The sequence below is a fragment of the Gracilibacillus alcaliphilus genome, from assembly GCF_016909015.1.
In the GTDB taxonomy this organism is placed as follows: Bacteria; Bacillota; Bacilli; order Bacillales; family Amphibacillaceae; genus Gracilibacillus; species Gracilibacillus alcaliphilus.
Map to the genome: position 1 here is coordinate 1 of NZ_JAFBFA010000064.1, position 9,862 is coordinate 9,862.

The 9,862-nt window shown below is 38.9% G+C and carries 12 protein-coding genes and 1 pseudogene; 6 read left to right on the forward strand and 7 right to left on the reverse strand.

The window, feature by feature from the left end:
* Positions 1-229: 229 nt before the first annotated feature.
* Together motB and motA are read right to left on the reverse strand one after the other, a co-directional pair.
* A complete protein-coding gene (gene motB, locus JOD18_RS23715) occupies positions 230-1,027 on the reverse strand; it encodes a flagellar motor protein MotB (RefSeq protein WP_204671911.1) in 798 nt (265 codons plus the stop codon).
* The gene (gene motA / locus JOD18_RS23720) at positions 1,020-1,805 is read right to left on the reverse strand and encodes a flagellar motor stator protein MotA (protein WP_204671912.1); all 786 of its coding nucleotides are present in this window, start codon (positions 1,803-1,805) and stop codon (positions 1,020-1,022) included. Before motA ends, motB begins: the two co-directional genes overlap by 8 nt.
* A gap of 582 nt (positions 1,806-2,387) precedes the next feature.
* Here motA and JOD18_RS23725 point away from each other — a divergent pair.
* Positions 2,388-2,996, forward strand: coding sequence for a dihydrofolate reductase family protein (locus tag JOD18_RS23725; RefSeq protein WP_204671913.1), 609 nt, complete (start codon positions 2,388-2,390; stop codon positions 2,994-2,996).
* Positions 2,997-3,121: 125 nt separating this feature from the next.
* Here JOD18_RS23725 and JOD18_RS23730 read toward each other — a convergent pair whose 3' ends face one another.
* The 3 genes from JOD18_RS23730 to JOD18_RS23740 form a co-directional block, all read right to left on the reverse strand.
* Positions 3,122-3,388: a hypothetical protein gene (locus JOD18_RS23730; RefSeq protein ID WP_204671914.1), complete on the reverse strand. Its 267-nt coding sequence runs from the start codon at positions 3,386-3,388 to the stop codon at positions 3,122-3,124.
* A 106-nt stretch (positions 3,389-3,494) separates the two neighbouring features.
* Positions 3,495-4,496 (reverse strand): LLM class flavin-dependent oxidoreductase, encoded by a 1,002-nt coding sequence (locus JOD18_RS23735; RefSeq protein ID WP_338029610.1) that lies wholly within the window; start codon positions 4,494-4,496, stop codon positions 3,495-3,497.
* Positions 4,497-4,567: 71 nt separating this feature from the next.
* A complete protein-coding gene (locus JOD18_RS23740; protein ID WP_204671918.1) occupies positions 4,568-5,125 on the reverse strand; it encodes a helix-turn-helix domain-containing protein in 558 nt (185 codons plus the stop codon).
* A gap of 98 nt (positions 5,126-5,223) precedes the next feature.
* On the opposite strand from JOD18_RS23740, the gene JOD18_RS23745 reads away from it, so the two are divergent.
* From JOD18_RS23745 to JOD18_RS24500, 4 genes and pseudogenes are all read left to right on the forward strand, one after another.
* Positions 5,224-5,949, forward strand: coding sequence for an AzlC family ABC transporter permease (locus JOD18_RS23745; protein ID WP_204671920.1), 726 nt, complete (start codon positions 5,224-5,226; stop codon positions 5,947-5,949).
* Positions 5,946-6,269, forward strand: coding sequence for an AzlD domain-containing protein (locus tag JOD18_RS23750; protein ID WP_204671922.1), 324 nt, complete (start codon positions 5,946-5,948; stop codon positions 6,267-6,269). Before JOD18_RS23745 ends, JOD18_RS23750 begins: the two co-directional genes overlap by 4 nt.
* A gap of 313 nt (positions 6,270-6,582) precedes the next feature.
* Positions 6,583-6,666: pseudogene (locus JOD18_RS24495) on the forward strand (ribosomal protein L7/L12); the annotation flags it as partial.
* Between the two features lie 66 nt (positions 6,667-6,732).
* Entirely contained in the window at positions 6,733-6,840 is a 108-nt protein-coding gene (locus JOD18_RS24500; RefSeq protein WP_239588337.1) for a ribosomal protein L7/L12, read from the forward strand.
* A gap of 26 nt (positions 6,841-6,866) precedes the next feature.
* Here JOD18_RS24500 and JOD18_RS23760 read toward each other — a convergent pair whose 3' ends face one another.
* Positions 6,867-7,085 (reverse strand): hypothetical protein, encoded by a 219-nt coding sequence (locus tag JOD18_RS23760; RefSeq protein ID WP_204671927.1) that lies wholly within the window; start codon positions 7,083-7,085, stop codon positions 6,867-6,869.
* 217 nt (positions 7,086-7,302) lie between these two features.
* Between JOD18_RS23760 and JOD18_RS23765 the strand changes: the two genes are divergently transcribed.
* Positions 7,303-7,998: a phosphatase PAP2 family protein gene (locus JOD18_RS23765; RefSeq protein ID WP_204671929.1), complete on the forward strand. Its 696-nt coding sequence runs from the start codon at positions 7,303-7,305 to the stop codon at positions 7,996-7,998.
* A gap of 274 nt (positions 7,999-8,272) precedes the next feature.
* Here the strand turns inward: JOD18_RS23765 and JOD18_RS23770 are convergent, their stop codons facing one another.
* Positions 8,273-9,595, reverse strand: a complete 1,323-nt coding sequence (locus tag JOD18_RS23770; RefSeq protein WP_204671931.1) for a replication-associated recombination protein A — start codon at positions 9,593-9,595, stop codon at positions 8,273-8,275.
* Between the last annotated feature and the right edge of the window lie 267 nt (positions 9,596-9,862).

The following is a 9,862-nucleotide window of genomic DNA, read 5'->3' on the forward strand; positions in this document are numbered from 1 at the left end:
TACTTGTAAAAAAATTTATTTATGGTAGGTGTATTAGAGTTATCCAAAAACTTAAAAAAAGTATTTGACATTGTACGCTGACCTTATAAAAAAGATATGATTCCCATCACCATTTTTTGGAATCATATCTTCAAATTTTTCCTTTCTCCTAGCTATAATTTTGCGTCTCATAAAAGAGAACAACAGGACCCTAAAGTCTTTGCAAAAACACGAGCTTTGAACCATGCTACTATTCTTCTGACGGTAAATTAATTTCGTAATTTGGTAAGACCAGTACCTCTACGCGTCTGTTTTGAGCTCGATGTTCTGCCGTATCATTCGGAACAATAGGATCAAATTCGCCATGACCTTTTGCACTAAATAAGGTTGGATCTAAATCTTGATTTTCTAATAAAATGGTCATAAAATTTACAGCACGAGCCACACTAAGCTCCCAGTTCGAGCTATAACTGGCATTTACAATCGGGACATCATCGGCATGACCGCTGATAACAATCTGGTGCGGCGGCTCTGTATATAACAGATTGGCAACATCTGCCGCAACCGCTCGTCCATCTGACCTTACTTCCGCACTGCCAGAGTCAAACAGAATGTCATTCCGCATGGTAATCAATAAGCCTTCTCCGGTTAACTCTGTCCCAAATTCATTGATAAGTCCTTCCGCTTCGATATATGCATTAATCTCTTCTTGTATCTCCCTTAACTCCTCTAACTCTCTTTCCCCTTGTGTTTCATCATCTTCTTCCTCTACTGGCTCCTGTTCTTCCTCTTCTCTGTGTTCACCGTCATCTCTTCCCTCCTCCACGCTCGGCGGAATAGCTTCTGTCTGATTATCCAATATCCCTTCTCCTACCCCTGAAAATTCTGAGCGAAAAACATTGGCCATTTGGGTATATTTTTGAACATCTATCTCACTAGAAGCAAATAATACAATAAATAGTGCAACCAATAAGGTGAGTAAATCAGAATAAGGAAGCAGCCATGACTCATCAACATGTGAATGTTTTTTCTTTTTTCTTCTAGCCATTGCTATCTCTCTCCTGTAATTTAGCTAACTCTTTGGAAGATAGTAAAGAACCAAGCTTTTCCTGTACAATTAATCGAGAATCGCCTGTTGTAATTGATAAGATACCTTCGACGATTAATTCTTTTTGCAGCACTTCTCGTTTCGACTTTTCACGCAGTTTGTTGGCAAATGGATGCCATAACACATACCCAGTAAAAATCCCAAGTAATGTTGCGACAAAGGCTGCCGAGATTGCATATCCTAGTGCATCAATATCAGACATATCTCCTAATGCCGCAATCAAACCAATTACAGCTCCTAGTACACCAAGTGTTGGAGCATATGTACCTGCTTGCGTAAAGATCGCTGCCCCTTCTTCATGACGCTGTTCCATAGCTTCAATCTTTTCGATCATCACGTCTTTAATAAAATCAGGGGATTGACCATCAATCGCTAATTGTAAGCCTGAGGAAAGAAAAGGATCCTCTACTTCACTTACCTGCTTTTCTAAGGCAAGCAGACCTTCTTTACGTGTTTGATCGGCCCACTCCATAAACATCGCAATTAACTCTTTCATGTCTGTTTGCTTGTTTTCAAAAAATAAAATTTTAAATAACGCTGGAACCCTTTTTAGAATATCCATGGGGAAAGCGATCATGACAGATGCCACCGTGCCGACAATAATAATCAAAATGGCTGCGGGGTTAACGAGAGCACCTAAACCCACACCCTTTAATACCATCCCTACCCCAACAGCAATAATTCCTAAAATTAATCCTATAAATGATGATTTGTCCATTATGTATCCTCCCGCTTTTCATGGTACTCTTTTTTATATCGGTAAAAGATACAAAATATTTAGTCTTTATCAGGGATTTTTAGGTTAAATCGACAATATTTTTATCTCAAAAAATGCAACGATCCTTCTGACTGAAATACTGCTAATTTTCAGTATCTAGCAAAACCGTTTTTTAGACAGCGATACCTAAAAAAACTAATGACACGGTTGTTAAGAGTGCGAACGAGATAACCCGTAATAACCTTCTTTTTTCCACTAATCACTTATCCAGACTACTAAAAATAACCGATTGTTGCAGCAAGATAAAAGAAACCTTCTTTTATCATATCTGTTACGATAAAATTACGTATTCAAAAAGACCAGCTATAAAAAGTCAAGGAAGAAATTAAAGTGATTTAGCAGTATGAATAAAAAGCTTCTACTTAAGTGTAAACATGCTAAATAAGCCTTCTGTTCACTTATTTTAAAAAGAAGGAGGTGAGCAAATCTCTATCTATTAAATACATTATACCTTGAATGGTACAAAGATTTAAAACTAGTAAAAATACTAGTTAATAATAATATACAAGGAGATGATGAAACATGAGTAAAGTTTTTTTAGATATTTCGATGTCACTGGACGGGTTTATTGCCGGCACGAATGATACGCCTGAACAGCCGCTTGGAGATGGAGGGACAGACATTCAAGCTTGGCTGTTTAATGGGGAACAACCGAGTGATTACAATGAATTTTTCAAGTTATCTTCTGTCAATAAAAAAATTTTTGATACAACTATTTCCAACACTGGAGCTATGGTTGTCGGCAGAAACACATTTGATATCGTCAATGGCTGGAATGGCAGTCACCCGATTCAAGGGGTACCCATTTTTGTTGTCACCCATCAAGCACCTGCACATTATCTAGAAGAGCAAACCTCATTTACATTTGTTACAGATGGGGTAAAAAATGCGGTGCAACAAGCCAAAAAGGCGGCAAAGGGAAAAGATATCAGCATTGGTACAGCAAATATTGCTCAGCAGTGTATGAAAGCAGGTCTGCTTGATGAGATACACCTGCATGTGTCACCGATATTGCTCGGTAAAGGCACTCGTTTGTTTGATCACTTGGGGGCAGGTTCGATAAAATTAGAAAGTCTCCAAGTGATAGACGGAGCCACTGTCACACATCTTATGTATAAGTTAATTTATTAAACGCTTGTAGAAACCACGGCCAAATTATATTCTATATTCTACACTTATAAAACCAAGATAGCAGACAAAAACGCTGTTTCACCAACAGCTAACTTATGGTGCAACAGCTTCCTTCGGCCTATCACTCACTTTTCATACAATGGCTTATTGATATATTTTTTTAGGTTGAATCCATATTTATTCTCTACTATTTGTTTTATGACTGGAAAGCGCTCGTCTGCATCAGATATTTCCAATCTCGCACCATATACGGTGTAGGCGGCAAAATAAGACGCACCTAAAAAATAACACTCCCCCTTATCGTCAAACATCGGTTCCATTTCTTCATAAACAACCTTCTCTATTTCTTCCATTGGAACACTAAAAAAATGAACAATTCCCGTCCTATCCATCTTTGATATTCTCCTATCAACGTCTGATATAGCTTATTCTACCACAAATTTTTCAATGCCCATTGGTTATGCTTAGCGGCAATTTGATTGGAAAGCATTTGTTTATTTAGAAGACCGCTTCTGCCAGCAGGCGATATGATTTTTTCTTGGCCTCAAAATCAAAGATATTGGTAATGATCATAAATTCATCTGTCTGATAAACTTCTTGTAATTGACTCAATTGCTCCTTGACCATTTCAGGTGTTCCGATAATACAGCGACGACGGTTCTGCTGGATAGTGGTCCATTCTTCCTTATTAAATGTTTGTTTACGAATATCTTCCAATGGCAAAACTTTCGTACCAACGCCTTTTCCGACACTTAAGAGCCATTTATCCTGCGTTACTGCTAACTCTTCCGCTTCTTCTTCTGTTTCTGCACAAACGACAAAAATACATACAATAGATTGCGATTCTTTCCCGCTTACAGAAGGTGAGAAGTGATCATAGTATGTCTGTAATGCTTGTCTGCCATGACTTGGATCAATAAAATGGCCAAAGACAAAACCAATTCCTAATGCTGCAGCCTGTTTGGCAGACCGCTCCGATAAGCCTAACAGCCACAGTGGCGGCAGTTGTTTCTCTTCTATCCTAGGCCCGGCCTTTACTAACCGAAATTCATGGTCACGCGGCAATGAATTATGTAAAAAACCTTGCAAATCGGCAACTTGTCTAGGAAAATCACGAAGGCTTTTATTTTGATTATCTGTCAAGGCAGATCTAGTCAATGGGGAACCACCCGGGGAACTCCCAACACCTATATCGATTCGGTTTGGAAAAAAGGCGGCCATCGTTTTAGCATTTTCAGCAATTTTGTATGGGCTGTACTGCGGCAGCAGAATACCACCAGAACCAACCCGAATACGCTTTGTTGCGGAGGCAATTCTTGTCATCATAATTTCAGGCGAAGAACTGGCAAGTCCGGTAGTATTATGATGTTCTGCCACCCAATAACGATGATAGCCAAGCTTTTCTGTCCATTGCGCCAATTCTAAAGTATGCTGTAATGTCTGTTCTGGACTGTCCCCCTTCGATACCGGGGCTTGATCTAATACACTTAACCGCATTATTTATCCGCTCCTTTGCTTTAATTTCTATCTGTCCGCCAAATACGGTACTTTGTCTGTCCCATTTTAGTCGGTTATTCCTGATCCGGATAATAAATCACCATATAATAACTAACTAATTGATCGGTATGATTCATATAACGATGTTCGGTGTTTGCCTTAAACTTTAAGGACTGATTACTTGTTAAGACAAAGGTTTCACCTTGGATCTCGATTGTCAATTCTCCGCTTTGAATCAAGACATACTCTTCTCCTAAATGTTTGTCAGATACATGACTATATCCAGATTCCAGCTTGATAGCATATACCTCGAATTTTCTTTCTGGGTGATAAGGAAAGAGAGAATAAACAAGATAATGATCAGTATCATCTTGTACCGGAGTTAGTTGATCCAGAGTTACTTTCTCTATCTTTTGCTGTTCAGGCTCTTTCATAAACATGGAAAAAGATACTTGCAAGCCATTAGCTATTTTCCATAAGGTTGAAACGGTCGGATTGGTTTTACCCTTCTCTATTTGAGCCAGCATTGCTTTGCTGACACCAGTTAATTCTGCTACTTTGTCCAAACTTAATCCTCGGCCTTTGCGAATTTGAACCAGATTATGAGAAATTATTTTTTGAATAGCATCCATTGATCGATAGCTTGACTCCTTTTAGTTTTTCGTATATCATTCATGTATCTTTTATAACATACAAATGTTTAATATAGCAAACAAGGAGCAAACAAATAATGAGTGTATCAGCAAGCAAATCAAAACAATCAGGAACTCCTGATACGTTTCTCCAAGGTATCAAGGATTGCATCCCCACCTTAATCGGATATATGAGTATTGGTGTTGCAGCAGGGGTTGTCGGTGCCGCTTCCAATCTTAATATTTTGGAAATCGGTCTTTTAGCTGCATTGGTATATGCAGGTGCTGCTCAATTTATCATTTGTGCCTTAATCGCAGCTGGCAGTCCTTTCTTTGTCATTGTATTCACCACATTTATTGTTAATTTACGGCATTTTTTACTAAGTATGACGATTGCAGCACCATTTAAAAAGTACTCCCTGCTCAAAAATATCGGAATTGGAACACTGGTTACCGATGAAACGTTCGGTGTGGCTGTCAATAAGATCGTACGCGGGGAGACAATCAACGACAAGTGGATGAACGGATTAAACGTGACAGCATATCTTTGCTGGATTATATCCTGTCTGATTGGCGGCATATTTGGCAAGTGGATTGCTGATCCAGAGGTATTTGGATTAGACTTCGCTTTAACAGCTATGTTTTTGGCATTACTTGTCCTGCAGTTAGAAACGATTAAAAAGAATAAGTTAACCCTTTATTTATCTCTTATTTTATATGTCGTGATCACGATGTTTATTCTATGTATGTTTGTTCCTTCTTATGTCGCAATTATTATATCCACCGTAATTGTAGCAACGATTGGAGTGTTAAAAGACAAATGAGTGTAAATCTATCCATTTTTTTGATTATTGCAGGATGTGCTATTGTCACTCTTATTCCAAGAATACTTCCATTTATTATGGTAAGGAGTATCGACCTTCCTGAAGTGGTCACAAAATGGCTTTCGTTTATTCCGATCTGCATTTTTACCGCCCTTATTATTGACAGCTTGATAGTAGAAGGCGGTTCTGTACCAGCAATCGATTGGCGTGTCCTGTTGGCTATTATGCCAACGCTTCTGATCGCACTCTGGACAAAAAGTCTATCGATTACCGTTATTATTGGTATTATATCGATGGCTTCGATCCGGTTTTTTTTATAGTGAAACATGTGGTCCACAGTAGTTGTCGATCAGGGAGGTTAGCGGCGGCTTTATACCTTCTCGCTTCCTAGCATTGAATAAGTAAAAGATGGAGTGTGTGGTATAATATATCACACATTCCATGCCAAATTCACTATCATAGGAGTTGATTTCCATTATGAGTCTTGAAATGATTCTTGTTGTTGTGATCGGGAGCGTTGTATTGTTCATGCTCTTATCTATTATCGGAAAGAAAGCTAATCATGAGCAGCAAACACCGGAAAATAGAAAAGATCCAGCCGAAATACTCCCTGAAGTACAGCAGCGGCTTCAGGCTGGCGAAGACAAAATACGCTTGATTAAATATGTTCGTCAAGAAACTGGACTTGGGCTAAAGGAAGCTAAAGAACTGGTTGACAAGCTGACATATCAAAGAACTTATACCAATCCGGCAGATACAGATCTATCGTCAAAGGTGCGAGAAATGCTTCAGTCAGGTGTGGGCGAAATTAAAACAATTAAATATGTCCGTGGCGAAACAGGGCTTGGACTAAAAGAAGCTAAAACGTTTGTCGAAAAAGCAAAAAAATAGTATAGCCATATTATTCAAAAAACTGCCTAATACGATGGTTTTTTGTCTATAAGCTTACTATATTTACCCGTACCCTCGCCAAAAAACACTCCGATAAAGGCAGCAGGAATTACTTGAAAACCTTCATATATCGTCTCCTCACATTTCAACTCTCCGTTACAAACGGCTGAACATGCAAGCCAATAGACTCCTTCCATTGCTTTTAAATGGAAATATATCCTTATTTGCCGTCCAGAAGTATTCATTATTCTTCCTTTCTATAAGGAAGAATAAACCTAGTGTATCTATTCTATCAAAGATGTTATGATGTACATTTAGGGCTTTGAAGCTACAATCGATACAGTCTAATTTCCTTTAGCTGAGATTTGTCAACATCCGTTTCCCCACTTGAAATAAGGAGTGACAGACTTCTGGCCTCAGAACAGAGAGAAACAACCTCTTATATAGAAAGAAGGGTATACTTTGAGAATTCAACGCTTATCTCCTGTCCCCTTTTTAGTTACAGGGGTATTATTCCTATTATGTTTTGGAATCATTGGCTGGGGCGTTCATTATGAAAATAACTGGATAAAGGCTTTTGATTTATCATGGATAGAAAGAATCCAAGGCCCTATTTCAGAAGGTAAAACATCCTTTATTATGGGAACAACAGAACTTGGAAATATGAAGTTTGTGATTCTATTAACGATTATTCTGTGCCTCGGATTATTTTTCAAACGAAGATTTGCAGAAGGCTTATGGTTCGGTGGTACGATTCTTTTTTGCGCTGTCATCGGCGGAAAGGTGTTAAAGAAAATATTTGACCGGGACCGCCCCGTATTTTTGCAGCTGGTCGAAAAAACAAATGAAAGTTTTCCAAGTGGGCACGCCACTGCTGCTACTATTTTTTACGGAATGATTGGATTAGTGCTTATTCTGTTATCGGCTCAGCTATGGAAAAAGGTTGTCATTGGTTTCATCACACTTATATGGATTGGTTTTATATTGACCACCAGAGTGTACTTAGGTGTGCATTTCCCCACAGATGTACTGGCTGGCTTTTTTTACGGCTCAGCTGCAGTCTTCCTTTCAGCAGGTGTTTACCTGATAGTACAAGAGCCGCTTCATCATTTGATTAAAAGGGATGTTCAAAAAATCCGAAGAAAAATGACACAGTAAATTTCTGCGTTAGATTGGTTATAGCCAATGGCCACCTGCTTAGTGCGCCTACTCAACGTAAAACCATTGCCTTCGCCAGCAAAAAAATCGAGAGAAGAGACTGTTATGACTCTTCCCTCGATTTTTTTATGATGACTGGCGTTCTATTTTAAATCACCTGTCAAATTTGTAAAGTACTAACTCCTTCATTCGCTAAACTCTACTGACTGACCATGCATCGTCGCGCTAACAAGACCCAAGCCGGACTAGCCGCTTAAACCGTGTGCTCTCGGCTCTAATCATTGCGTTTATGCCATTCTTTAATATAATGAAGCCGTTCTTTAAACTTTTTCTCGTGTCCTTGCTCTGTTGGAAAATAATATTTCTGTCCTTCCAAGGAAGAGGGCATCGTTTTCATCGTTGTTAATTTTTCTGTTTCATTATGGGAATACTGATACCCTTTCCCATAATCAAGGTCTTTCATTAATTTCGTTGGTGCATTCCTAATCTGCAGAGGTACAGGTTCATTAATGGATTCTTTGACATCTTTTTTTGCTTTCAGACGTGCCTTGTATACTGCGTTCGATTTTGGTGCCAGCGATAAATAGATAACTGCTTCTGTCAAATGGACATCACATTCCGGCATCCCGATAAATCGACATGCTTGGAATACGTCAGTTGTGATACTCAAGGCACGTGTATCTGCCAGTCCTATATCCTCACTTGCAAAACGAATTAACCTTCTTGCAATATAGAGAGGGTCTTCTCCCGATTCCAGCATTCTCGACATCCAGTAGATAGCGGCATCTACGTCACTGTTCCGCATCGATTTATGCAAGGCAGAAATGATATTATAATGTTCTTCCCCATTCTTATCGTACAGCAGCGACGTTCTGGTAATCAGCTGTTTGAGATGTTCATGTGTGATCATAATACCAGCAGATGTTTCCTCACTATTTAAGACAGCCATTTCTAGCGTATTCAAGGCACTTCTTGCATCCCCATTAGAAAACTTTGCAATCGCAGTTAAGTCTTGTTCACTTATATAAATTTGCTTATCACCAAAGCCATCTGGATGATGAATTGCTGCTTGCAGAAGCTTAACAATATCCTCGACTTCTAATGGTTTTAAGACAAACACCTTACTTCTGGATAAAAGGGCTGCATTGACTTCAAAAGAAGGATTTTCCGTCGTTGCTCCAATTAAAATGATACTGCCCTTCTCCACATAGGGAAGAAAAGCATCCTGCTGTGCCTTATTAAAGCGGTGGATCTCGTCTATGAAAATAATCGTCTTTTCCCCTAAATCCCTTCTTGTTTCCGCTTCCTTCATCATATTTTTGATATCCTTGATGCTGCTGTTCACGGCCGAAAACTCAATAAATTTGGATTCTGTCTTGTTTGCAATAATCTCTGCCAAGGTTGTTTTTCCTACCCCCGGTGGTCCCCAAAAAATCAGTGATGACACCTGATCATTTTCTATAATTTCTCGCAATACCTTACCAGGTGCTAATAAATGCTGCTGACCGGCAAAACCATCTAATGTTTTCGGACGAATACGGCTGGCAAGCGGGGAATTTCTTCTATTGTCTTCTGAAAAAAGTGATTCCTGCTTCATGTGAGTCACCCTCTTTCTATTAAGTATTAGCCTCGATACATCTATTCTAACAAACATACGTTTGTTTTTCATGTTTTTTTGTTTATGGAAGTTTTATAAACATTATTGTTCTCTACTAAATAAGAAAATTGAAACATTACTAGTCAAAAAAAGAGAACATCCGCATCAAATATTGAACTGCACCCTGTCAAGTAGACAGTGAAAAAACAAAAATCTATGCAACAGTCTGGTACCGATATTCCAACGGTGCCAGGCTGTTTAATTTCT

Excerpts from the sequence above, each read along its gene's own strand:
- motB (WP_204671911.1), bottom strand. The coding sequence starts at position 1,027 with ATGGCTAGAAGAAAAAAGAAAAAACATTCACATGTTGATGAGTCATGG.
- motA (WP_204671912.1), bottom strand. The coding sequence starts at position 1,805 with ATGGACAAATCATCATTTATAGGATTAATTTTAGGAATTATTGCTGTT.
- JOD18_RS23725 (WP_204671913.1), top strand. The coding sequence starts at position 2,388 with ATGAGTAAAGTTTTTTTAGATATTTCGATGTCACTGGACGGGTTTATT.
- JOD18_RS23730 (WP_204671914.1), bottom strand. The coding sequence starts at position 3,388 with ATGGATAGGACGGGAATTGTTCATTTTTTTAGTGTTCCAATGGAAGAA.
- JOD18_RS23740 (WP_204671918.1), bottom strand. The coding sequence starts at position 5,125 with ATGGATGCTATTCAAAAAATAATTTCTCATAATCTGGTTCAAATTCGC.
- JOD18_RS23745 (WP_204671920.1), top strand. The coding sequence starts at position 5,224 with ATGAGTGTATCAGCAAGCAAATCAAAACAATCAGGAACTCCTGATACG.
- JOD18_RS23750 (WP_204671922.1), top strand. The coding sequence starts at position 5,946 with ATGAGTGTAAATCTATCCATTTTTTTGATTATTGCAGGATGTGCTATT.
- JOD18_RS24500 (WP_239588337.1), top strand. The coding sequence starts at position 6,733 with ATGCTTCAGTCAGGTGTGGGCGAAATTAAAACAATTAAATATGTCCGT.
- JOD18_RS23760 (WP_204671927.1), bottom strand. The coding sequence starts at position 7,085 with ATGAATACTTCTGGACGGCAAATAAGGATATATTTCCATTTAAAAGCA.
- JOD18_RS23770 (WP_204671931.1), bottom strand. The coding sequence starts at position 9,595 with ATGAAGCAGGAATCACTTTTTTCAGAAGACAATAGAAGAAATTCCCCG.